The following is a 23,420-nucleotide window of genomic DNA, read 5'->3' as shown; positions in this document are numbered from 1 at the left end:
TCACCCCCCCGCCGCGGCGGCATCGGGGCCACCGGCGCGAAGGGCGCCGGGCGCGCCCACGTCGACGCCACGCGCGCCCGGACCGTCTGCGCCGGGACCACCCGGCTCGTCATTGCGCTGCAGGAAGTGGGCGAACTGCTCGGCGCGGTCGAGAATCCACCGCTTGGCGAACGCCACCACACCCTCGGGATGCCGGACGTACGTCAGCGCGGCAGCACCGAAGACGAGCGCCAACAACGACCCGTAGCGGCTGGGGAGATTGTTCACGGCCTGCTGCAGCACCGTGTAGGCGATGCCGGCTTCGATGGCGCCGGCGACCGAGTACACGCCCACGGTCGCCACGATCACCACGAAGAGAAGGGAGAACTGGTAGTTGAAGTCGTTGGGCGAGACCGACTGCTGGAGCGATCCGTAGAGCGCGCCGCCCAGGCCCGCCACGCCCGCTGACAGGGCGAAGGCGGTGACGCGCAATCGACGCACGTCGATGCCGATGGACCGGGCCGCGGTCTCCGACCCCCGGAAGGCGGCAAGCTCCTCGCCCACGGTGCCGCTCTGCATCAGCCGCAGTGCCGTTGCCGTGATGGCCAGGATGACCAGCGCGAGCCAGAAGAAGGCCCCGTTCCCCGCGAAGCTGAGCCCGACGATGGTGGGCCGCGGGACCGTGACGCCACTCGCGCCGTTCCCCGCCCACGGGTACGCGAACAGGACGTTATCGGCCACGAGCGCGAATGACAGCGTGAGCATGGCGAGGGCGATGCCCCCGAGCCGCAGCGTCGGCAAGGCCACCACGGCACCGACCACGGCGGCGAGCAGTCCTCCTGCGATCGTGCCGATCATGACGGGCACGTCGAAGTGGGTGGCGAGCTGGCCGGCGGTGAAGGCGCCGGCGCCGGCGAACACGGCCTGGCACAGCGAGATCTGTCCCCCCATGCCGGTGAGGACGGTCACCGACAGGAACACCGTCGCCAGCACCAGGCCCTGGGTCAGGGTGAACTCCCAATTCCCCGGGACGAGCACCAGCGCGGTGATCACGAACACCACCGCCACGGCGCCGCTGAAGGCTCTCGTCCCGAGGGCCACCTCGGTCATGCGCGGCGGGGGGCGCATCGAGGCCGGGGGCGGGTCGCAGGCGGCGAGGGGGTCACCGGCGGTGCTCCCCTGGCGGAAGGTCCGGCGCGCCACCAGGAGCACGGCCAGGACGACGAACGGGAACGCCGGCCGCAGGCCCGACGACAGGATCGTCCCCGAGGGCAGGTAGCCGCCGATCACCTCCTGTGCCACGCCGAGGCCCACCCCGCCCACCAGGGTCAACGGCAGGCTCGAGAAGCCCCCCACGGCGGCGGCGGCGATGGCGGCCACCAGCAGCGCGGTGAAGTTCGACGCGCTCACGTCGGTGTACACGCCCCCCAGCAGAACGCCGCTCAGCCCGGCGAACAGGCTCGAGAGCATCCATGCGAAGGCCCCGACACGGTCCGCCCTGATCCCCGCCAGCTCGGTCATGCGGGGGCTCTCGACGACGGCACGCATGCGCAAGCCGATCGTGCCGGAACGAAACAACAACGCCAGAGCCCCGACGACGACGACGGTGACGACCGTGGTCGCCAGCTCCTCGCCCGTCACCCCGAGCCCGGCCGCGTGGAAGTACACGTGGTTCGGGCTCAGCAACAGGGCCGGCGGCGAGCGACGAGGGGCCGTCCCGAACACCATCTGCGCGATGCTCGGGATGGCGATCAGCAGGCCGAGTGCGGGCACCAGCTTCACGAGCGGGGGCGCGGTGCGGGTGTAGCGGAACAGGAGCCGGTCGAGCACCAGGCCGAGGGCGGGGCCGAGGACCACCACGGCGACGACGAAGGCCGCCCACTTGGGCCAACCGTCGTGCACGGCGACGTAGAACACCACCGCCGACACGTATGCCTGAGCACCGAAGGCCAGGTTGAACACCCCCGACGCCTTGTAGGTGAGCACCAGGCCCACCGCCATCAGCGCGTAGGCACACCCGTAGGGGATGCCGGGCAGGGCGTAGGAGAGGAAGTGGCTCACCGGGCGGCCCGCGACAACGGCGGCACCCCGGCCGGGACCGGCACCACGCGCGTGATGGGCCCCGTCGCCGGCGGGCGGATGGGGAAGCAGCTGAACACGCTGGGCGGGGTCCCGTACACGGGTACGAACTTCTCCCCTTGGACCTGGACGAAGGCGGTGCAGTTGGTGGGGCCGTTGGCCGGCTTGTGGGCGACGCGCCAATTGATGGGGGGCTCGATGCCGTCGGCGGTGAAGTCGCTGATCCGGTTGATGGCCGCCACCAGGCGGCTCCGGGTCACGTTCGTGCCGATGGCGCGCAGACCCGCCACGAACAGGTCGGCGCCCGTCCACCCGGCCAGGGCGGCCTCCGACGGTCCGGTGCCCCGGGCATAGCGCTTGAGCATCGCCTGGAAGCGGTCCATGCCCGGGTACCGGCCGGGGTAGAGCTGGGTGACCTCGAACGGCACGTGCGACAGGAGGAAGTAGGTGCCCTGCATCACCGGTGCGAACTGGCGGAGCACCGTGGGGTCGTAGCCGTTGAACCAGTACTGCACGACGCCGGTCATCCCTGCCTGCTGCATGGTCTGCGCCAGGAGGATGTTGGCCCCGAGGTCCATGCACGACGCCACCATGTCGACGTGTGCCGCCCGCATCCGGTTGACGTCCGCGTGCAGGTCGATGGCCGGTGCCGGCACGCTCGTGTCCTGGAACCCCACCGGCACGTCGTAGCGCTCGAAGGAACGCTCGACGCCCTGGCAGCCCTGCTGGGACTGGGCCACGTTGTAGGCCACCACCGCGGCGGAGCGCACGTGGTGCTGTTCGGCCAGGAATGCGGCCTGCAACTGCGTCCCGCCGAAGTCGGTGTACGAGCCCGTGTTGCCGAACATGCTCGGCCCTGCGCCCCACTGGCTGTTGGGGTTGACGTTCAGCCCGAAGGTGGGCACGTTGTGGGAGGCCAGGTAGCCCGCCCCCGTGAACGACGGCGTCGCCACGGCCACGACGGCGAACACGTGGTCCTGGTCGACGAGCGTGCGCGCCTGGCTGGCGTCCGTCGACGGGCTCGAGAAGTCGTCGAGCTTGTAGGCGAGCTTGATGGTCCGCCCGTTCACGCCCCCGGCGGCGTTCACCATGTCGAGATAGACCTGCGCTCCGGTGATGACCGGCGCGAAGTCGGCGGGGAGCGGGCCCGTCTGCGACGCCAGGGCACCGACGACGATCTCCTCCGGGAGCACCCCGTCGGTGTTCCCCGCCGTCGAGACCGTCACCGGGGCGTTCCCGCACGCTGCCGACAGCGAACACAGCGCGAGCACCGGTCCGGCCACCCCTGCGATCCGCTTCATGGCGGGCACACCCACTCCCTCCGGCGGCGTCTCGTCCCCGGGACCTTATCCGGGGCCGCTCGCACGGGGGTTGTTCACGAGGAGGCCGCTCGCAGGGGGCCGCTCGCAGGGGGCCGCTCGCCGGCGCCCGCCCGGCGGGATCACGCGTTGCCCGGGAGCTCCGCGGTGGCCTCGCCGACCACCTTCACCTCGCCGTCGGCGTTCGCCAGGCTGCACTCGAAGTCGACGAGCTGCCGGCCGTCGTCGACCCGCTTGCCGGTGACCACGATCTTGGTCGTGAGCTCCTCTCCCGGCCATGTCTGGCGGGAGAAGCGCACCTTGTAGGTGGTCACGTTCCCGGGCCCGACGTAATCGGTCAGGGCCGTGCCGAGCAAGCCCATCGAGAACATGCCGTGACCGAAGACGCTGGGCTGGCCGGCGCCGGTCGCCAGGACCTCGTCGTGGTGCATGGGGTTGTAGTCGCCCGACGCGCCCGCGTAGCGGACGAGGTCCGTCCGGGTGAGCGTGTGGCGCTTCACCGGGGCTTCGTCGCCCTCCTTGACGTCCTCGAAGTGCAGCGTGGCCTCGCCCATTCCTCGTCCCTCCTCGACCGTTGACGCAGCTTGGGCGTCGTCGCCGTGCGCTGTCAAACCGCTCCGGCCCGGGTCGCCGGCCTCAACCGCCGGGCTCGGGGTCGCGGGGCAGGCCCAGGATCCGCTCGCCGATGACGTTGCGCTGGACCTCGCTCGTGCCCCCGGCGATGGTCAGGCAGCGGGTGGACAGGAACCCCTGGCTCCAGCGCCCGGCGTCGTCCTCGGTGGTGGCGCCCCGCGCCCCCAGCAAGGTCAGCCCGAGCTCCTGCACCCGTTGCTCGTGCTCGGCACCCAGCAACTTGCGCACACTGGCCTCGGGCCCGGGCTCGACGCCGGACACCGACCGGAGCGTGGTGCGGGCGCCCAGCAGGGCGACCGACTGCGCCTCGGCGATCAGCAGGCCGAGATGGTCGAGCACGACGGGGTCCTCGTCCTCGGCTCCCCGCAGCGACTTCAGGATGGCTTCGATCCCGAAGCCGAAGGTGGCGCCCGACGACATCGACACCCGCTCGTTGGCCAAGGTGGTGCGCGCCAGGCGCCACCCGCCGTTCACCTGCCCGACGACGCAGTCGTCGGGGACGAAGACGTCGGTGAAGAAGACTTCGTTGAACATGGCGTCGCCGGTGATCTCGCGCAGCGGGCGCACCTCGATGCCGGGACTGTGCATGTCCACGATGAAATAGGTGATGCCTTCGTGCTTGCGGGCGTCGGGGTCGCTGCGCGCCAGGCAGATCCCCCAGTCGGCGCGCATGGCGACCGATGTCCACACCTTCTGGCCGTCGAGCACCCACCCGCCGTCATGGCGCGTGGCCCTGGTCGACAGGGCGGCGAGATCGCTGCCCGCCCCCGGCTCGCTGAAGAGCTGGCACCACACGAGCTCCCCGCGCAGGGTCGGGCCCACCCAGCGTTCCTGCTGCTCGGGCGTCCCGTGGGCGATGATGGTCGGCAGCGCCCACGCCCCCACGGCCAGGTTCGGCCGGTGCACCTTGGCAGCCGCCAGCTCCTCGTCGATCACGAGCTGCTCGACCGGCCCCGCGCCACGCCCCCAGGGGACCGGCCAGTGAGGCGTGAGGAGCCCGGTCTGGACCAGCCGCCGGCGCCGTTGCGTCGGGTCGGCGGCGGCCGCCACCTCGGCGACCACGGCTCGGACCTCCTCCCGGATGCGCTCGGCCTCCTCGGGGAGCTCGATGGCGAGCCCGCGCCGGCTGCCCCCCATGGCGGCGCGAGACGCCTCCACCCGCAGACCGGGGCTGGGGCCCACCAGCTGGCGCAACGACAGCGCCCGCCGCAGGTGCAGGTGGGCGTCGTGCTCCCAGGTGAAGCCCATGCCCCCGAGCACCTGGATGCACCCCTTGGCACACTCGACGTAGGCGTCGAGGGCCAGGGCGCCCGCCAGCACGGCGGACAGCCCCGCCTGCGAGGCATCGCCGGAATCGGCGGCCTGGGCCGCGTCCCACGCCAAGGCCGTGACCTGCTCCACGGTGACGAGCATGTCGGCCAGGCGGTGCTTGACCGCCTGGAACTGGCCGATGGGACGGCCGAACTGCCGGCGGTTGACGGCATGCTCGGTGCCCACCTCGAGGCACCACCGCGAGCCGCCGGCGCACTCCGCGGCGGCGACCACGAGGGCCAAGTGGCGGACGACGGTGGTCGACACCAGTGGTAGCTGGCGCTCCGGGGCCACCACCACGCCCTCGACCCGAACGGCGGCGACACGTCGGGTGGGGTCGAGGCTGGGCAGGCCGTCCACGGCGACCCCCCCGCCGATGTCGAGGAGGCACCACACCACCACGGGGTCGGCTCCCCTGCCGGCGACGGCCACGGGCGCGAGCAGCCGGCGCGCCAGCGCGGCTCCGAGCACGGGGCGCAGCTCCCCGGTCACGGCCAGGGTGCCGTCGTCGCGACGCACGCCGTCGAGCGCGCCGCTCCCGGGAAGGGCGACGGCGGCCGGGCACGTGCCGTCGGCGAGCGGCGCCAGCAGCGCCTTGCGTTGGGCGTCGTCGGCGCCGGCCGAGACGACCGCAGCCACCAGCATCGTGGGCACCACGGGCCCGGGGGCCACGGCTCGCGCCAGCTCCTCCACCACGACGGCGAGCTCGAGCATGCCGAAGCCCTGGCCGCCGTGCTCCTCGGCCACGTGGATCCCGAGCCATCCCTGCGCCGCCAGCTCGTCCCAGAACGCCGGCACCGTCTCGACGTCGGCGTCGAGCAGCGCCCGGGGCACCTCGGGCGGGCAGCGCGCCTCGAGCCAGCGGCGGACCGTCCGACGCAGCGCCTCGTGGTCCTCCCCGATGCCGATCGGCATGCTCCTGCTCCCTGTCTGTGTGGACGGCCGGTCAGAACCAGCCGATGGCGTGGTCGATGGACCACACCTGCCAACCGTGCGCCCCGAGCACCACGGCGGCGGCCAGGACCATCATCAGGTTCTGCCCCTGCTCGGCCCAGTCATGGATCATCAGCACGAAGTACACGAGGTTGAGGGCGATGCCGGCGAATGCCGCCACCGGTGTGAGGAAGCCGAAGGCGAGCCCGACGCCCAGGCTCAGCTCGCTCATGAGCACCACCCAGGTCATGGCCTTCGGGTGGGGCTTGACCACGGCGTCGAATCCTCTTCCCACGACCTTCCAGCGGTGCTTGCCGGCGATGTCGGCCGCCCAGTTGATCCCGGCCTGTCGCTTGATCCAGGCCTCGAGGTTCTTGTGGCGGAAGCTCTCCAGCCACCACAGCCCCAGGCCGATGCGCAGCACCGCGACCCACTGCGGACCTGTCAGCAGTGAGGTCTTCACCTCGTTCGTTCTAGCACCCGCCGACCTGGGGCTTCATAACCCGTTCTCGTCCGTGGCGGTCGGTGGCACGGTGCCGGGACCGGGCGGTGCGGGGGTCGGGACGGGGACGGCACCACCCGCGCCAGGGCCGGCGCCAGGTTCGGCGGCGTGCACCGGGACCCGCCGGGGCACCGTGGCGGTGAGGGCGACGCCCACGAGCGCCACCACCACCACGGCCGAGTCGAAGAGCCTGAGTCCGGGCGCCCTGCCGTGCCCCAGGGCCACCGACCAGGCCAGGGCGGCGCCGCCCGCGCCGGCCCCCACGGCGATGCCGAGCGTGATGAGCACCTGCATGGCGGCGACGGGGCCGCCCTGGCGCCCGGGGCCCGCGGCCGACACCACGACGAGCGTGGTGGTGGCGTAGGCCAGCCCCATGCCACCGCCGGCGACGGCCCACGCCGGGAACGCCGTCCACCATGGGGTTCCGGACCATCCCAGCGCGGCGACGCCGGCCACCCCCACGGCCACGAGTCCCAGCCCGGCCGCCGACAGCACGCGCGGGCCGAGACGGTCCTGGGTGTGGGCCTGCACCCACGTCCCCACCGTCCACGTGAGCGAGGCCGCGGTGAGCACGATGCCGGCCTCCGTCAGGCTGCGATGGTGCAGCGACACAAGGGACAGCGGAAGGAACGCCTCGGCCCCGAAGAACGCCAGATTGGCCAGCGCACCGACCGCCATGGCACCGAGCTGGCGCGAGGCCGGCGGTGCGACGCGTGTCGGGATGACCCGCACCAGCGCGGGAGCGGCGAGGGCGAGGCCGCCGACGGCGAGGACGGCGGCCAGCACGGCGTGACGGGTGGCCAGCGCGTCCAGGACGAGCGCGCTCCCCACCGCCAGGGTCAAGGCGACGAGGACCCCGGGCCGGCGGGCGGACGCGTCGGGCTCGCCCGGGACCTTGCCGACGGTCGACGCGGTGGCGGCGTCGGCGAGCCGTAGCGCGGGCAGCGCGATGGCGGCTCCCACAACCACGGCGGGGACGAGCGCGAGGAAGACCAGTCGCCAGGTGAGGTGCTGCGCGACCAGGCCAGCGATGACGGGCCCGACCACACCGGGGACGACCCAGGCGCTCGACATGGCGGCGTAGGCCCTGGGGCGCAACGACGGCGGGTAGCCGCGCCCGACGGCCACGTTGATGGTGACGGCGATGACTCCCGCGCCGGTCCCCTGGACCGCACGGCCGAGGACGAGCACCAGCATGGAGGGCGCCAGGCCGCCGACCAGAAGTCCCGCGGCGAACAGGGCCACCGCCGCCGTGAGCGGGCGGGCCATCCCCACCCGGTCGACGACCGGGCCCGAGACGACGATCCCCGCCACCTGGGCCAGCATGAAGGCGCTGAAGGCCCACCCGTACAGGCGGACGCCACCGAGGTGGGCCAGCACGGCGGGCAGCGCCGTGGCGACCCCGATGGCCTCGAAGGCGATGAACGACACCACGAGCACGATGCCCGTCGTCAACCGCCGGTGCGCGGCGTCGAACAGCGCGGGGACCGGGGGCGGCACCACGGCTCCATCCTCGCCGATCAGCGGCGCACCGACGCCCCGACCGAGGGGGAGGCGGTGTTCGGGAAGCGCCATGCCAGCGCTCGGGCAGCCCGGCACGCGCCGTCGGGCAGCCGTGCGCGGGGCGCTCAGGCGGCCCCGTGTCGGGTGATCGGGGCGTCAGTCGGCCCGGCGGTGGAGCTGTCGGTCGTCAGGCGCGATGGATCACGTTGAAGCGCGACGTCACGACGGGATCACCGGTCTTGTCGTCACGCCACACCGTCTCGGTGACCACGAAGGTCATCGTCTTGCCCTTCGACTCCTTGGCATAGGCGTCCACGACGTGGCCCTCACCGACCAGCACGTCGCCGACGAACACGGGACGGTGGTAGATGAATTCCTGCTCGCCGTGGAGGATGATGCCCCCCTTGGCCATGAGGGGGCCGATCACCTCGCCGAGCGGGTTGCCCTTGGGCCGGTCCGCCGGCTGGTCCTCGGGGAACTCGCCCCAGGTCTGCATGACGAAGGGGTAGGTCGGCGGGACCGGGATGGCCTTCAGACCGGCCTCGGCGGCCGCCCGCGGGTCGCGGTAGACGGGGTTGGGGTCGCACACCGCCGTGGCGAAGTTCGCCACGGGGCCACGCTCGACGACCACCTTCGACTTGCTCATCGGCTTGCCGATGATCTTGCGCAGCTCGTCGTCTGACATCTGGTCCTCCCCGTGCCGTCGCCGGAGCGACCCGGAGCGACAAGGTAGCCGGGGTCGCCCGAGGGGTGCGACTCCCGCCCGCCCGCCGGGGCCGCCCGCTGGGACCGCCGCCCGCCCGCCCGCTGGGACCGCCGCCCAGCCCGCTGGCCCCGCGCCCGGACCGGCTGCCGGACCGATTCGGCGTGCCGGCCGCCGACTGCCCCTGCTACCGTGCCCGCGGCCCCGCACGGGACACCGCGGGCACGGCAACCACGGCGAGGAAGGGCGATGCCCGAGTTCGAGACGCTCGGCTACGAGGAGTCCGAGGGCGTGGCACGGGTCACGCTGGACCGGCCCGAGGTCCTCAACTCCTTCAACACGACCATGCAGCGCGAGCTGCGGACACTGTGGCGGTGGCTACGGCGCCACGACGCGGTCCGGGTCGTCGTGCTCACGGGGGCGGGCGAGAGGGCCTTCTGCACGGGCATCGACCGCTCCGAGGCCATGGCCGACGGCCCCAGGCCCGGCCGCGCCGGCTATTCGACGGCGACCGACGGCAGCGCCGGCCCGGAGGACGACAGCGAGGCCGTGCACATCGGCTCGGGGACGACGCCGTTCATGTTCGACGACCCCGGCGAGAACCTCGGGCCGAAGAGCAACGACCTGTGGAAGCCGGTGATCGCGGCGGTGAACGGGATCGCGTGTGGCGGTGCCTTCTACATGCTGGGCGAGGTCGACTTCATCATCGCCGCCGAACACGCCACGTTCTTCGACCCGCACCTGACGTTCAACATGGCCGCGGCCTTCGAGCCCTTGCAGATGACGGGCCGCATGCCCTTCGGCGACCTGGTCCGCCTGACGCTCCTCGGCAGCGAGGAGCGCATGAGCGCTCAGCGCGCCCTGCAGATCGGCCTCGTCACCGAGGTCGTACCGGCCGCCGAGCTGCGCGAGCGGGCCGGGTGGGCGGCGGGCGTCATCGCCAAGGCCCACCCCGTCGCTGTCCAGGGAACCCTGCGTGCCCTTTGGGCCGGGCGCGAGCTGTCACGGGGCCAGGCGCTCGGGCTCGGGTGGGCCTTTGTCGGTCTCGGCAACGACCCCGAGGCGCTCGCAGAAGGCCAGCAGCGATTCGCCTCGGGCGAGCGCGTGGAGTGGCGCCTGCGCTAGACGCGGCACATCGTCGCCGCTACCAGGCCCGAAGCAGACGACTGCTCCACCGTGTCGGCCCACGCCGGACATCCAGAGGCCCTGTTCGGTGCGATCCCCACGCCTCGCCGGTAGCTCGGTCGACGTTCTCGACTCCTGGGAACAGCGATGCACGGCTGGATCGAGGACATCGAGCGGTCGTCTCGTGCTGTTCGGGTCCTCGTCGAGGAGCGTCGAGGACGCTCGACGTCGGAGGCGGTGCCCTACCCCGAAAGGCCGAGTCCCTGTGCGAGCACACGTTCGAGGAAATGCGTGTAGCGGACAGCGATGTGCGTGCTGTTGAAGTACACGTCGTAGTTCCCGATGATGGGGTTGCACCTCTTGGCGCAGAACCAGGGCGTGACATCGACATAGCGTGCTCCTTCTGCGATGGCGGCCTGACGTTCGGCGTTGTTGTACGCGGTGAAGGGCATGCGAGAACACGCCTGGACATCGTCTCGGTGACCGGCCACGCAGGAGGGACCTCCGCTGTCCGGGATGTTGCCGAGGACCACCGTTGCCTGTGCCCTCACCCGTCTGAGCAGCTGGGTCATGCCGTCGTGCCACTGCGAGGGTGTGTACACGTCCGCGAGAAGCCGGGTCTGGGTGATCGCCTGGGTAACGACCAGAAGGTTCGGGTCGATCCGGTTGATGCGGGCCAGGGCGAACGTGTGCCACTGGTCACATGCTTTCCACTCCGTCGCCTCGCGCGGGGTGGGAGCGGGGAGGGGATCGGCGAGGCATCCCAACTTGGAGAGGACGATCAGTCTCCAACCGGTTCGCGTGGCGATGGAATCCAGGGCCTGGAACCACATGGCCGCGTGGGAGTCCCCATAGAGGACCATGGTGCGGGTCCCGACGCGATCGCCGAATGCGCAGGCCGGGACCATGCTGCGATTGATCGTCGCGACACAGCGGGCGGGGGGCTGTCCGAGGTTCCACCGGGGCGCCGGCACGGCGAACGACAGCGGTGGCGTGAGGTCCGGCGGGACCGTCCGGATCGAATCGGATGCCGCCACCAGTTTCAGGACGGTCTGCAGCGAGGCGGCACGGGGTGCGGACGAGGCTGTTCGCACCGGGGCCGAGGGTGTGCCACCGACCACGGCGGCCTGAAGCGAGACGATCCCCAGGGCCACGGCCGTGATCCCCACACCCAGGGCCACACTCGCCCAGCGGACGCGAACCAAGGGCCGGGCGTGGCGGACGGGGTTTTCGACCAGCAGGTAGGTGACCAATGACGCCACGAGCGCTACCAGCACCCAACCGAGGTTCTCCGGAACGGAGAGGCTCGTCCTCCCGCTGTGCTCGGCTGCCACGAGCAGGATGGGCCAGTGCCACAAGTACAGCGAGTAGGAGAGCTTCCCCAACCCGCGAAGCGGTGCCAAGCGGAGGAGTGATTCGACGCCCAGACGAGGCGCCCGTACCCCGGCCGCGATGATGAGTGCCGAACCGGCGACGGGGATCGACACCAGCGAGCCGGGGTACGCGGTCTGGGTGCTGAAGACGAAGGCGGCACCGAGGATGGCTCCGAGACCGAGCCACGAGGCGACGGCCGCCAGGTGTTCGGGAATCTTCAACAACCACGGGGTCCCCACCGCCACCAGAGCACCGAGCGCGAGCTCCCACGCCCGGGTGAACGGGGAGAAATAGGCGCCGGTCGGGTGGCTCGCGGTGTCCAGAATCGAGAAGGTCAGCGATACCCCAATGACGATCACGAGGCCCATAGCGAGACGAGCGCGGAGCGAAAGGCGGGTGCGGATACCGGCCAGCAGCAGGAACAGCGTCGGGTAGACGACATAGAACTGCTCTTCGACCGAGAGCGACCAGAAGTTCTGAAGCGGGGATGGCGGTCGCTGCGAAGCCAGGTAGTCCGTTCCGATGGCGGTGAAGTGGAAGTTGGCGAGGAAGACACTCGCCCACCGCCCGTCCGTTGCCGTTAGGCCACCCGTCACGTTGCCCAGAAAGATGTACGCCATGGCCACCGTCGCGACGATGACCAACGAGGCCGCCGGGATGATCCGACGGCAGCGGCGACCATAGAACGCGAGGATCGACGTCCGGCCCGACGAGGCCCGCTCCCGGAGCAGCACGCCGGTGATGACAAACCCCGAGATGACGAAGAAGACGTCGACGCCGATATAGCCGCCCGAGAGTGCCGAGACGCCGGCGTGAAACAGCACCACCAGGAGTACGGCGACGGCACGGAGGCCCTCGACGTCGGGTCGGAACGGACGGTCCCCGGGGGCTGTGCCCGATTCGTCCCCCGACGCCAGGAACCGACCATCTCGGGCGCTCGTGTCCGGATCCGGTAATCCCTTCCGTCCCGTCACTCCATCAGGCATGCGGCCGAGGGTACTTGGGGACGACAACGGACAGAAGCTGGAGGTGATGGTGGGCAGGACCCACGACCTGCGTCTGGGATCCGGCCGATCTCGACCGCCTGGTCCCGAGGAGCCATTCCTCAGGCCGCGGCCGCGACCGCGTCGCCCCGCCTCCCGCGGCCACGGCCCGGATCCCCGTCACAGGCAAGGCCGCGCACCGTCCCAGACGCCAACCCGCCGTTGGCCCACCCCTGAGAAGGCGCTCCACGCTCGGGGCCGCTTTGGGGCTGGCGCCACCGTGGCAGGGGGTCCGGGGCATCGGCCCGTCTGAATCGAGGCGCGCACGTGTGGCGCCGCCAGTTGGTCTAGCGGTGCACGGACGACACCAAGAGCCACAGATCGAGAATGGCGAACGCAGTCGTCGCGAGCATGATGGAGTGGACGACCCAAGCGGTCCAGTGTCTTGCGCTGGCGGTGCCGACGGATCGCGACGTGTATGTAGCACTTCTCGTCGGGGAACGCTGTCCAACCGGCGGGGCCAGGAGTCGCACGGAAGAACCGCTCGACACGGGGCCGGGGCGGTATCCACTCATCACAGCTCACCGACCTACGAACGCGGCGTCGGCTTCTGGATCGTGAGCCCGCGTCGGTCCATCTGCTGGTTCGATGGTGTGGGCGTGCAGCCGGACGGCAACCGCCTGATCCCACATACGCAGCACTTCACGGCCAAGGACGAGCAGCACGAGAACGAACACGATGACCCAGGCAACGGGCTCGATGTGTCGCCCGCGCAGTAGCTGTATTGCGGTCACCGCCAGCACGACCAGCACTGGCACATGCGGAGCCACCAGCGACATCACCGATTCATCGGCTTGTTCGGCGTGGCGCGAGGGTGAGGTGATCGCCCACAGCGCCCCCAGACCGATCAACAGGTAGCCCGCGACCCAGCCAGTGTCCAGGAAGTTCCCGCTGCCGTAGCTATTCACCTCTGTCAAATACGTGAAGGAACTGTCGGCTATGGCGAAAGCAGCCAGGCCCGCCATCACCAAACCCAAGCTCACCCATCCGCGCCGTCCGGCACGCGCGATCAAGATGACGACCAAGGACACCATCACCACGTCGCTCATCGGATACGCGAGCGACAGAACCTGCTTGAGCACGCCACCTTGGTGAGATCGGTACAGGGGACCGAGAATCGTCGCCCAGCTGGCGAAGAGCAGCGACGTTGCGATTATGCAACCGTCAACAACGCCCTGGATGCGATGCGCCGTGCGTCTCGGAGAGCTGGGGAAGAGCAAGAGCCCTGCACACGCCAGAGGAACGGCCGCAAGGAATCCGACATCGGCCAGAGACGGGAACGGGACCTGTACACCCTTGATGAGGTCGTAGTAGCTCCACAGGGATTCCCCGACCGCCCACGCGAAGCTTGACGCAGCTAGGAGCGCCCAGCTGGCTCGGCCCGCTGACGCTCGCCGTGCTGCCACGCCACAGACGAGGGCGGCACACAATGCAGCCACCAGTTCCCCGATGTCGTCGACCCCGTCTGTCACGCGTGGCCCATCGATGCCCAGGACGATCCACAGCAGGAAGATGAGAGTCACCAACCCAGCCAGCACCGAGCCGACGACAAATCGCCATCTCTGTCCGGCATCGGCAGTCACGAGAGCTTCTGCACGCGCCATTGCAGCCAGATCGGCGCGTGTGGTGCGGAAGATCAGAGCCGAAAGGCCCTAAATGCTGGCGCGTCGCGCGCGCTCGGCGGGCTCCTCCAAGGCACGCCAGACGCCAAGGAGATCGTGCTGTCCGGCCTGGGGGCCAGCAGGGGGACCTCCAGCCCTGATAGGTGGTGGCGATGACGCGCGCGCTACCAGGGCGTTGGCAGATCGCCGGTGGAGTTGATGCAACAGGCTCTTGTGCAGTACTCGTCGCCTGCGTCTGTCCGAACTGATCCCCGGAGAGCCGAGGGTGGCGCCCGGTCAGCCGCCCGGTCCGTAGGGCAGCGCCTCGCCCGCCTCGATCTCGATGAGGCGGTTGTACTTGGCCACTCGCTCGCCGCGCGCGGGTGCCCCGCTCTTGATCTGCCCGCACCCCGTTCCGACGGCCAGGTCGGCGATGAACGAGTCCTCGGTCTCGCCCGAGCGGTGCGACACCATCTGCGCCCACCCGCCGGCCCGGCACGTGGCCATGGCCGCGAGCGTCTCGGTGACCGTGCCGATCTGGTTGACCTTGATCAGCGCGGCGTTCCCGGCCCGTCGGTCGATGGCGTCGGCGATGATGGCCGGGTTCGTGACGAGAAGGTCGTCCCCCACGAGCTGCAATCGGTCCCCCAGCCGAGCGGTGAGCCGGACCCAGCCGTCCCAGTCACCCTCGGCCAGACCGTCCTCGAGGCTCCACACTGGGAATGCGTCGGCGATGGCGGCGTACCGGTCGACCATGTCGTCGCTCGAGAGCTTCTCGCCCGCGACGCTGTACATGCCGTCGCGGTGGAACTCGCTGGCCGCCGGATCGAGGGCGATCATGACCCCGTCGCGCCCGGCACGGTACCCCGCCTGCCCGATCGCCTCGACCAGGACACCCAGGACCGCCTCGGGCTCGGCGATCTGGGGGGCGAAGCCGCCTTCGTCACCGAGGCCCGTGGCCTCGCCCCTGCCGGCAAGGAGCGTGCGCAGGGCGGCGTAGACCTCGGCGCCGGCGCGCACGGCCTCGGCCATCGTCGGGGCGCCGAGCGGCGCCACCATGAACTCCTGAAAATCGAGGTCGTTCGGCGCATGGACTCCGCCGTTGACGACATTGAAGTGCGGAACGGGAAGCCGGGGAGCCACGGCCGAGGGGTTGAGCGAGCGCCACAGCGGGACGCCGGCCGCGCTGGCCATCGCCCGGGCGCCGGCCATGGACACGCCGACAATGGCATTGGCTCCGAGCCGGCTCTTGTTCTCGGTGCCGTCCAGCTCGATCAGGGTCTGGTCCAGCTCGGCCTGGCCCGAGAACGTGCGCCGCCCGATGGCGGCGGCGATCTCACCGTTGACCGCGCCGACCGCGCCGCGCACGCCCCCACCGCCGAACCGGTCAGGGTCACCGTCGCGCAGCTCGACGGCCTCCCGGGAGCCCGTCGAAGCCCCCGACGGCACGCCGGCGCGAGCGATGACGCCTCCCGTCAGCGTCATCGTGACCGACAACGTCGGCCGTCCGCGCGAATCGAGCACCTCGATGGCGTCGACCTTCTCGATACGCACGTCCATGAGCCGCCCTCCCTCGCACCGGGTCCGCTCAGCTTCACATTCCGGGGGCCGGCGCACCCGGGCCGAAGGTCACATCTCGGGCCGGCCGGACAAGCGCGCCGACGGCTCACCCGAGCATCGCAATCCTGCTCGGGTGAGCCGTCGGGCTGCTTCTGGGACGGTGCCCCCGGGACCGCTGGTGCTCACCGAACCGGCGACCCCCAGGGTCGATGCCGGGGAACCCGGACCTATGCGAGCACCCGGCGCCTCAGCAGCGCTCCCGCTGCCATCAGGCCCACACCGAAGATCGATGTCCCGATCACGAGGGGCTTCGAGCCGGCAAACGGGAGACCCGTGTGCGTGGTCGTCGCTCCGGTGATCGGCGTCGCCACCGTCGGCACGGAGGTGGGCGTCGCCACCGTCGGCACGGAGGTGGGCGTCACCGCTCCTCCGCCCGCCGGGCTTTCCAGCGGCTTGGGCTCGTCGACGAAGCTCACCGTGGCGTTCTGTCCCGCCTCGACCGTCACGCTCTTGGGCAGCGCGCCCACGTAGCCGTCAGGCACCGTGGTCTCCTCCACCCAGTACGTGCCGGCGACCACGTCCGAGAACGTGACCGCTGCGATCCCACCGCTCACCGCGGTGAGAGCCGGGGCTGGGCCGACCGCCACTCCGGGGGCGCCATTGGCGTCGGTGTAGAGCGTGAAGCCCGCACCCGCCAGCGCCTTGCCGGCGTTGTCGGCCTTCGACACGGTGATCGAACCGAGTGCCGGTGGCGTGGCCTTCAAGGTGTCGGTGAAGGTGACCGTGGCCGCCTGACCGGGCAGCACCGTCACGGCCAACGGGTCGGCACCGGTGTAGCCGGCGGGCACCGTGGTCTCCTCGACCCAGTACGAGGCTGCGGGCACGTCGGCGATGGTGCACTGCGCCGACCCACCGCTCACGCCCGTGATCTGGCACGACTTGCCGGTGGACGTCCCGATCCCTGCGGACCGGGCTGCGGGCTCGGACACGCTGGTGAAGAGCGTGAAGCCGGCCCCCGCCAGCGGTGCTCCGGCCTGGTCGACCTTCTTGACCGTCACCGAGCCCAGGAGCGGGGTGTCCGTGAAGGTGACCTGCTGGGTCTCCGCCAGGAGCGTGACCAACTGCGCCGCGCCTGCCGAGTATCCGGCGGGCGGAGCGGTCTCGACGACGAAGTACTTGCCGGCGGCGACGTTCTGGAAGACGACGGTCGCCCGGCCGTCATTCCCGAGCTTGGTCGTGCCCTGCCACGACGTGGCATCGCCCTGCTTGCCGTCGTGGGTGACCGTGTACAGACGGAAACTGGCCCCTGCCAGGGCCTTCCCGCCGGTGTCGGTCTTCACCACCGTCAGCTGGGTGCTCTCGCACCGCGGGCTGCTGGCGAACGAGCTCGTGGCGTAGCCGAGCGTCAGGACGCCGGCAGCCACGAGCGTTCCCCCCACCAATAGTGCTCTCGAAATCATTCTCTGCGTTCGCATTTCGGGCCCTCTTCCCCACGTGTCACCCGGGGGCTGATGACTCTCACTACTAGTCACCGTAAGACTGCGGAGAGTCAGAAGTGAGGGACCAAAGTCCCACTTTGGGCGCGCGGAGGCACTTTTTTGGCGGAATCGCTACAGGAATTCCCCGCGGATGCCGATTGATGGCGCCCTCCGAGATTCCAGGCCCTCGAAAGGCGCGGCCGCGCTCAGTCCGAGAGCACGCCCACGCGGCCGAGGGCCACGATCAGGCCGAGACCAGCCCCACCGCCAGGGCCCGGAACGCCCGGGCCCGGTGCGATCGGGCGTTCTTCTCCGGGGCGGTCATTTCGGCGAAGGTGCGCCCGTCCCCACCGTCGGGCACGAACACCGGGTCGTAGCCGAAGCCCTCGCCCCCCCGCCGGGCCTCGGCGATGGAGCCCTCGACCACGCCGTTCGCCACCACCTCCCGCCCGCCGGGGAAGCAGGCCATGGCCACGGTGCGGAACCGGGCCCGGCGCGCCTCGGGGCCGTGCGCCCCGGCGGCCTCGAGGTCGGCCAGGAGCTTGGCCACGTTGTCGTCGTAGGAGGCGTGCTCACCGGCGAAACGCGACGAGTACACGCCCGGGGCGCCGTCGAGGGCGTCGACCTCGAGCCCGGTGTCGTCGGCGACTGCTGGCAGGCCTGTCGCCTCGAGGAGCGCGTACGCCTTCAGGCGGGCGTTCTCCTCGAGGGTGTCCCCGGTCTCCTCGACCTCGACCACGGTGCCCGGCCGGGCCACCAGCTCGACACGGTCGGCGGCGGCGGCGGCCACGATGGCCACGATCTCTGCGGCCTTGTCGGGATTGGCGGTGGCGAGCACCAGGCGCAGGCGCCCGCCGCCGTGGCCGTCCCCGCCGCGGCCGTCACCGGAGCCCCCGTGGCCACGGCCGTGGTCGTGGCCCTGGCCGTTGCCGCCGGGAGCCATCGCCGTCATCGAGGGGCAGGAGGATCGGCGACGACGGACTGCTGAGCGTCGAGGAGGACGGCGATGCCGCTCTCCGCCAGAGCCAGCAGCTCGTCGAGCTCGCCACGGGTGAAGGCCATGCCCTCGGCCGTGCCCTGCACCTCGATGAACCGCCCGCTCCCCGTCATCACCACGTTCATGTCCACCTCGGCTCGCGAATCCTCGGAGTAGTCGAGGTCGAGGAGGCAGGCGCCGTCGACCACGCCTACCGAGACCGCTGCACATCCGTCGGTGAGCGGGTGCGAGGAGATCAGCCGTTTCTGCATCAAGCGAGTGAAGCAGTCGTGCAGTGCGACGTAGGCACCGCAGATGGACGCCGTCCGAGTCCCGCCGTCGGCCTGCAGGACGTCGCAGTCCACCGTCACCTGGAGCTCGCCCATGGCCACGAGGTCGGTCACGGCCCGCAGCGACCGCCCGATGAGACGTTGGATCTCGTGGGTGCGACCAGACTGACGGCCCTTGGCCGCCTCGCGGCCGACTCGTTCGGCCGACGACCCCGGGAGCAGCGAGTACTCGGCGGTGACCCATCCCTTGCCGCCACCGCGCAGCCACGGCGGGACGCGATCCTCCACCGACGCCGTGCACAGGACCATGGTCTTGCCCATCGACACGAGCACCGACCCGTTGGCCAGCTCGGTGAAGTCGCGGGTGAACGACACCGGGCGCAGGTCGCCCACGGCACGGCCGTCGGCCCGCAGGGCGCGGGGATCGGTGCTCATCGCCGGGCGGCCACGAGGTGGGCGCCGGTCGGAACGTGCGCGCCGCGCACGACCCGCAGGCCGATCACAGGGAGAAGCCGCGGCCCACGGCCGCCTGGTCGACATGGCCCCCGAAGGTCTCGCCGGCTTCGACGAGGATGGCCGCGGCCGGGACCGTCGGCCACCGGTGCGTCACGACCAACCGACGGGCGCCGGCCCCCTTGGCATTGGCCCCTGCCTGGCGCCCGCTCATGTGTCCCGCGGTCCCCTCGTGCTCGACGGTGTAGGTGGCCTCGCACAGTGCGAGGTCGAGACCCGGGCCGAGCGCCGAGAACGACCAGCCCGGACCGGAGTCCGCAGAGTAGCCCAGCGCGCCCGACGCCCCGTCGAGCCGAACGGCCAGGGTGACGGGCGGATGGTCGGTGCGGCTGAACAGCAGGCGCAGGTCACCGACGTCCGCCCCGTCACCGTCACCCACCTCGTGCCAATCGAGGATCCCGTCGGTGGCTTGCTGGATCCTCGCCCTGATCCCCGGCGCGGCGTAGACGGGGACGGGCGCCCGATGGAACCCGTACACCCAGCGAGCCGCGGTGATGAACCCCTCCACGTCGCTGAAGTGGTCGCTGTGCTCGTGGGTGAGGACGATGGCCGACAGCGCCAACGGGTCGGTGAAGTGCTGCAGGTTGCCGAACGTCCCCGGGCCGGCGTCGAGCCATACGGCGGTGCCCGACGCCCACGACCGCACCAGGTACCCGCTGGCGGCGCCGCCCGCCCCCTGGTGGCTGCCGTCGCAGCCGAGGACCGTGAGGGTGAGCACGGCTCAGCCCGACGCGCGGTCGCGGCCGGCGCCGCCCGCGCCGGCACGCCGCGCCGGAGCCCCCGGGTGCGGCGCCGTCGCGGTGTCGGGCACCCCCACCGGCGCAAGGGTGGGCCACGTGAGGGCCCGCACGTCGCCGAGCTCGCCCCCGAAGAGGCGGCTTCCCACCGTCCGGAACCAGGCCACGTCTCCCGACGAGTACACCCGTAGCGTCCCCGGACGGTCGTCACCGCGCCCGAGGCCGTCGGCCGCGAGCACGGCGCGCACCTCGAAGGCCGTCTCGTCGGCCGAGGACACGAGGACCACGTCACGACCCATCACATCCGCGATCGTGCGGGCCAGGAACGGGTAGTGGGTGCATCCGAGCAGCAGGCTGTCCACGCCGGCGTCGCGCACCGGGGCCAGCAGCCGCTCGGCGAGCACAGCCACCTGGTCCGAGCGCGTCTCGCCGCGCTCGACGAACTCCACGAACCCGGGGCACGCCGCGCACGCCAGCTCGACCGGGACCGGGAGCTCGCCGATGGCGCGCTGGTAGGCGCCCGAGGAGATCGTCCCCACCGTGCCCACCACGCCCACTCGTCGATTGCGCGTCGCCCTGGCCAGGGCACGCACCCCCGGCTCGATGACGCCCACCACGGGGACCGGCACGCTCGCTCGTAGCGCGTCGAGGCCCGCCGCCGCGGCCGTATTGCACGCCACCACGATCAGCTTGACGTCGATCTCGTCGACGAGCCAGCGGGCGATCTGCGCGGCGAACGCGCGCACCTCGGCGAGGTCGCGCGGGCCGTAGGGGTACCGGCCGGTGTCGCCCACGTACACGAGGTCCTCGTGGGGCGCCAGGTCGATCAGGGCCCGGGCGACGGTGAGACCACCGAACCCGCTGTCGAACATGCCGATCGGCCGGCCGTCCATCCTCACGAGGCTACGGCACCGGCCGCTCCCGGCTGATCGAGGTCGACCAGGCGGCTGTCCGACCAGGTGGCGGCTCAACCGAGCGGCAGCTGCGGGGCGTCGGCGATGGAGGCCCGCCCGGCCCGCCGCCCTCCCACGGGGAACACCTGGGACGGGAGGAAGGAGCGCACCCGGTCCTCGCCGGGCCGGCCCCCGATGACCTCCACGGACTCCGCCCCGTTGCGCTCGTTGCGGACGTAGCCGAGGAACCGCCAGGCAGCACCCCGTAGCACCGGCCCGTCGATCTCGACGGGGTCCCCGCGCCGCAGTCCGTTCCACTCCTCCAGCCGGTGCAGGTGCGCGGGGACCGGCGGCGGCGCGCCGCGCCGGCCCGCCGACTTCCCCGACGCCTTGCGCGCGGTCAGTGAAACGCTCCGTCGGGGGACGCGCCGAGGTCCTGCAACAGGTTGAGCAGGTCGTCCGCGTGCTCCTCCTCGACCGTGAGGATGTCCTCGATCATGCGCCGCGTGGTGGGGTCCTTGTCGGAGAGCCAGCGGATGATCTCCTGGTAGGAGGCCACCGCCACCCGCTCGGCAACGAGGTCCTCTCGGATCATCTCGATGAGGTCGCTACTGTGGGCGTACTCCGCGTGGCTCCGAGCCGCCAGCGTCTCGGGGTTGAAGTCGGGCTCACCCTGGAGCTGCACGATGCGCGCCGCCACCAGGTCGGCGTGGCCCTGCTCGTCGGTGGCGTGCTGCAGGAACTCGGCGGCGACAGGGCCCGAGTTGATACCGTGGGCCATGTAGTAGTGCCGCTTGTAGCGCAGCACGCACACGAGCTCGGTGGCGAGCACTTCGTTGAGCACGGCGATGACCCGTTCGCGGTCCGCACCGTAGGAGTCGGTGATCGGGCCCCGGTCCATGTGTTCACGGGCCTGGCGGCGCAGGGTCTCGATGTCGGTCAGGAAGTCGGCCATGCCAGCAACCTACCCGCCCACCCGGCCTGCGAGCTGCGCCGGGGGTCAGAAGTAGATGGTGTGCCTGGCCCGCTCGACCACGACGTCGAGGTCGTCGGTCCAGGCGCCCGTCGACAGGTACTTCCAGCCACCGTCGGCGGAGACGACCACGATGACCCCGGACTCGATGGACTGGGCGCACTTGGCCGCTCCGGCCATGGCGGCGCCCGACGAGATGCCGGCGAAGACGCCCACCTCGGCGAGCCTGCGGGTCCATTCGATCGACTGGCGGGGCCCCACCATGGTCTTGCGGTCCAGGATCTCCGGGCCCCCCAGGTCGCTGAAGATGGGCGGGATGTACCCGTCGTCGAGGTTGCGCAGCCCGTCCACCATCTCGCCGGCGGGGGGCTCCACGGCCCACACCTCGACGGCGGGGTTGCGTTCCTTCAGGAACCTGCCCACCCCGAGGAGGGTGCCAGAGGTGCCCAGGCCGGCCACGAAGTGGGTCACCTCGGGGCAGTCCCGCCAGATCTCCGGCCCGGTGCCCTCGTAGTGGGCCTTGGGGTTCGCGGCGTTGGCATACTGGTAGAGGAAGACCCACTCGGGGTGCTCGGCGTGCACCCGCTCGGCCATGCGCACCGCCCCGTTCGACCCTTCGCTCCCGGGCGACTCGATCACCTCAGCGCCCCACACGGCCAGGAGCTGCTTGCGCTCCACCGACACGTTCGACGGCAGCACCACCGTGAGGTGGTAGCCCTTCACCCGCGCCACCAGCGCCAGGCCGATGCCGGTGTTCCCCGACGAGGGCTCCATGAGGGTGGCGCCCGGCGAGAGGCGACCGTCCTTCTCGGCCTCCTCGACCATCGACAGTGCGATGCGGTCCTTGACCGACCCCCCGGGGTTGTGCCCCTCGAGCTTGACGAGGATGCGGACGTCGGGATTGGGGCTGAGCGCGCTGACGTCGACGAGCGGGGTGTCGCCGATCAGATCGAGGATGCTGGTGACCAGGGCCATAGCGATGCCCGTCGGGTGCCCGGGCCGACCTCAGCCGCCGGCCACGGCCGGCAGGATCGACACGGTGTCGCCGTCACCCACCTTGGTGTCGAGCTGGTCGAGGTAGCGGACGTCGTCGTCGTCGACATACACGTTCACGAACCGGTGCAGCGACCCGTCCTCGGTCAGGACCTGCCCGGCCATCCCCGGGTAGGTCCGCACCAGGTCGGCGAGGACCTCGCCGATGGTGGTGCCCTCGGCCGAGACCGTGGTCTTCCCACCGGCGTGCTGGCGCAGGACGGTGGGGAGCCTCACTTCGACGGGCACGATTTCCTCCCTGGACGGTCGCCGCCCGGCGCCCGACGGCGGGGACGGCCGGCAACGAATGTTGACGAATCTGGTCGGTATTCTACCGGGGCTCGACCACGACGGGCTCCTCGTCGACCAGATCGCCCCGGATGCGGTAGGAACGCACAGCCGGGTGGGTGTCGCGCAGCGACACCACGACGTAGTGCCAGCCGGGGTCCGGCGCCTGGGCCACATCGGTCGGCGACGGGTAGGCGTCGGTGTGGGTGTGGGAGTGGAACACCCCGATGATCTCGATCCCCCGCTCCTCGGCGTCGCGGTCGGCGCGGAGGTGGTCACCGGGGTCGACCGTGTAGAGCTTGGCCGAGTCCGCCACGTTCCGGGTGGGGTAGCTGACCACCACGCTCCCCGTGGCCGGGTCGCCCGCGAGCAGCCCGCAGGCCTCGTCGGGCAGGCCGTGCAGGCAGTGCCCGATGATCTGCGCGTAGACCGGGGCGGGCAGCCGGAGCATCCCGACGAGGGTACCGGGACCCCCCGCCCCAGGGCGAGGACGCTCGACTGGTCGTCCGAGGCGCTCGGGGCAACCCCCGCGGTCGGATGCCGCGGAGGGCCCAGGGCCGGGGCGGGGTCGGGGG

21 protein-coding genes are annotated in these 23,420 nt (G+C 71.3%); 1 reads left to right on the top strand and 20 read right to left on the bottom strand.

The window, feature by feature from the left end:
- The 7 genes from VMV22_12255 to VMV22_12225 form a co-directional block, all read right to left on the bottom strand.
- Complete coding sequence (locus tag VMV22_12255; protein ID HUY23098.1) at window positions 1-2,040, bottom strand: ABC transporter permease; 2,040 nt, start codon at window positions 2,038-2,040, stop codon at window positions 1-3.
- Window positions 2,037-3,359: an ABC transporter substrate-binding protein gene (locus VMV22_12250; GenBank protein ID HUY23097.1), complete on the bottom strand. Its 1,323-nt coding sequence runs from the start codon at window positions 3,357-3,359 to the stop codon at window positions 2,037-2,039. The genes VMV22_12255 and VMV22_12250 overlap by 4 nt, the downstream gene beginning before the upstream one ends.
- Window positions 3,360-3,499: 140 nt before the next feature.
- Window positions 3,500-3,931, bottom strand: a complete 432-nt coding sequence (locus VMV22_12245; GenBank protein HUY23096.1) for a MaoC/PaaZ C-terminal domain-containing protein — start codon at window positions 3,929-3,931, stop codon at window positions 3,500-3,502.
- An 82-nt stretch (window positions 3,932-4,013) separates the two neighbouring features.
- Window positions 4,014-6,236 (bottom strand): acyl-CoA dehydrogenase, encoded by a 2,223-nt coding sequence (locus VMV22_12240; GenBank protein ID HUY23095.1) that lies wholly within the window; start codon window positions 6,234-6,236, stop codon window positions 4,014-4,016.
- Between the two features lie 31 nt (window positions 6,237-6,267).
- Window positions 6,268-6,717, bottom strand: coding sequence for a DoxX family protein (locus VMV22_12235; GenBank protein HUY23094.1), 450 nt, complete (start codon window positions 6,715-6,717; stop codon window positions 6,268-6,270).
- 33 nt (window positions 6,718-6,750) lie between these two features.
- Entirely contained in the window at window positions 6,751-8,259 is a 1,509-nt protein-coding gene (locus VMV22_12230; GenBank protein ID HUY23093.1) for an MFS transporter, read from the bottom strand.
- A 187-nt stretch (window positions 8,260-8,446) separates the two neighbouring features.
- Entirely contained in the window at window positions 8,447-8,944 is a 498-nt protein-coding gene (locus tag VMV22_12225; GenBank protein ID HUY23092.1) for a MaoC family dehydratase N-terminal domain-containing protein, read from the bottom strand.
- 267 nt (window positions 8,945-9,211) lie between these two features.
- Between VMV22_12225 and VMV22_12220 the strand changes: the two genes are divergently transcribed.
- Window positions 9,212-10,087 (top strand): enoyl-CoA hydratase/isomerase family protein, encoded by an 876-nt coding sequence (locus VMV22_12220; GenBank protein ID HUY23091.1) that lies wholly within the window; start codon window positions 9,212-9,214, stop codon window positions 10,085-10,087.
- A 242-nt stretch (window positions 10,088-10,329) separates the two neighbouring features.
- Here VMV22_12220 and VMV22_12215 read toward each other — a convergent pair whose 3' ends face one another.
- The 13 genes from VMV22_12215 to VMV22_12155 form a co-directional block, all read right to left on the bottom strand.
- Window positions 10,330-12,447 carry an acyltransferase family protein gene (locus tag VMV22_12215; GenBank protein ID HUY23090.1) on the bottom strand — a complete coding sequence of 706 codons (2,118 nt, stop codon included), beginning with the start codon at window positions 12,445-12,447 and terminating at the stop codon, window positions 10,330-10,332.
- A 578-nt stretch (window positions 12,448-13,025) separates the two neighbouring features.
- Window positions 13,026-14,087 (bottom strand): hypothetical protein, encoded by a 1,062-nt coding sequence (locus VMV22_12210; GenBank protein ID HUY23089.1) that lies wholly within the window; start codon window positions 14,085-14,087, stop codon window positions 13,026-13,028.
- A 315-nt stretch (window positions 14,088-14,402) separates the two neighbouring features.
- Window positions 14,403-15,665 carry a phosphopyruvate hydratase gene (gene eno, locus VMV22_12205; protein ID HUY23088.1) on the bottom strand — a complete coding sequence of 421 codons (1,263 nt, stop codon included), beginning with the start codon at window positions 15,663-15,665 and terminating at the stop codon, window positions 14,403-14,405.
- A gap of 227 nt (window positions 15,666-15,892) precedes the next feature.
- Window positions 15,893-17,104, bottom strand: coding sequence for a SpaA isopeptide-forming pilin-related protein (locus VMV22_12200; protein HUY23087.1), 1,212 nt, complete (start codon window positions 17,102-17,104; stop codon window positions 15,893-15,895).
- A 283-nt stretch (window positions 17,105-17,387) separates the two neighbouring features.
- Complete coding sequence (gene rdgB / locus VMV22_12195; protein ID HUY23086.1) at window positions 17,388-18,095, bottom strand: RdgB/HAM1 family non-canonical purine NTP pyrophosphatase; 708 nt, start codon at window positions 18,093-18,095, stop codon at window positions 17,388-17,390.
- Window positions 18,092-18,844, bottom strand: coding sequence for a ribonuclease PH (gene rph, locus VMV22_12190; GenBank protein HUY23085.1), 753 nt, complete (start codon window positions 18,842-18,844; stop codon window positions 18,092-18,094). The genes rdgB and rph overlap by 4 nt, the downstream gene beginning before the upstream one ends.
- Before the next feature lie 64 nt (window positions 18,845-18,908).
- Window positions 18,909-19,640 carry an MBL fold metallo-hydrolase gene (locus VMV22_12185; protein ID HUY23084.1) on the bottom strand — a complete coding sequence of 244 codons (732 nt, stop codon included), beginning with the start codon at window positions 19,638-19,640 and terminating at the stop codon, window positions 18,909-18,911.
- A gap of 3 nt (window positions 19,641-19,643) precedes the next feature.
- Window positions 19,644-20,552 carry a glutamate racemase gene (murI, locus tag VMV22_12180; protein ID HUY23083.1) on the bottom strand — a complete coding sequence of 303 codons (909 nt, stop codon included), beginning with the start codon at window positions 20,550-20,552 and terminating at the stop codon, window positions 19,644-19,646.
- 74 nt (window positions 20,553-20,626) lie between these two features.
- On the bottom strand, window positions 20,627-20,824 hold the full coding sequence (locus VMV22_12175; protein HUY23082.1) for a hypothetical protein: 198 nt from the start codon (window positions 20,822-20,824) through the stop codon (window positions 20,627-20,629).
- A 128-nt stretch (window positions 20,825-20,952) separates the two neighbouring features.
- On the bottom strand, window positions 20,953-21,507 hold the full coding sequence (locus tag VMV22_12170) for a ferritin-like domain-containing protein (GenBank protein HUY23081.1): 555 nt from the start codon (window positions 21,505-21,507) through the stop codon (window positions 20,953-20,955).
- 45 nt (window positions 21,508-21,552) lie between these two features.
- Window positions 21,553-22,500, bottom strand: coding sequence for a pyridoxal-phosphate dependent enzyme (locus VMV22_12165; protein HUY23080.1), 948 nt, complete (start codon window positions 22,498-22,500; stop codon window positions 21,553-21,555).
- Between the two features lie 30 nt (window positions 22,501-22,530).
- A complete protein-coding gene (locus VMV22_12160) occupies window positions 22,531-22,806 on the bottom strand; it encodes a ubiquitin-like small modifier protein 1 (GenBank protein ID HUY23079.1) in 276 nt (91 codons plus the stop codon).
- Between the two features lie 82 nt (window positions 22,807-22,888).
- Window positions 22,889-23,296, bottom strand: a complete 408-nt coding sequence (locus VMV22_12155; protein ID HUY23078.1) for a M67 family metallopeptidase — start codon at window positions 23,294-23,296, stop codon at window positions 22,889-22,891.
- Between the last annotated feature and the right edge of the window lie 124 nt (window positions 23,297-23,420).

Source organism: Acidimicrobiales bacterium (assembly GCA_035531755.1).
Taxonomy (GTDB): Bacteria; Actinomycetota; Acidimicrobiia; order Acidimicrobiales; family UBA8190; genus DATKSK01.
The sequence above is the reverse complement of the archived record's forward strand: the minus strand, read 5'-3'. Positions and strand labels throughout refer to the sequence as shown.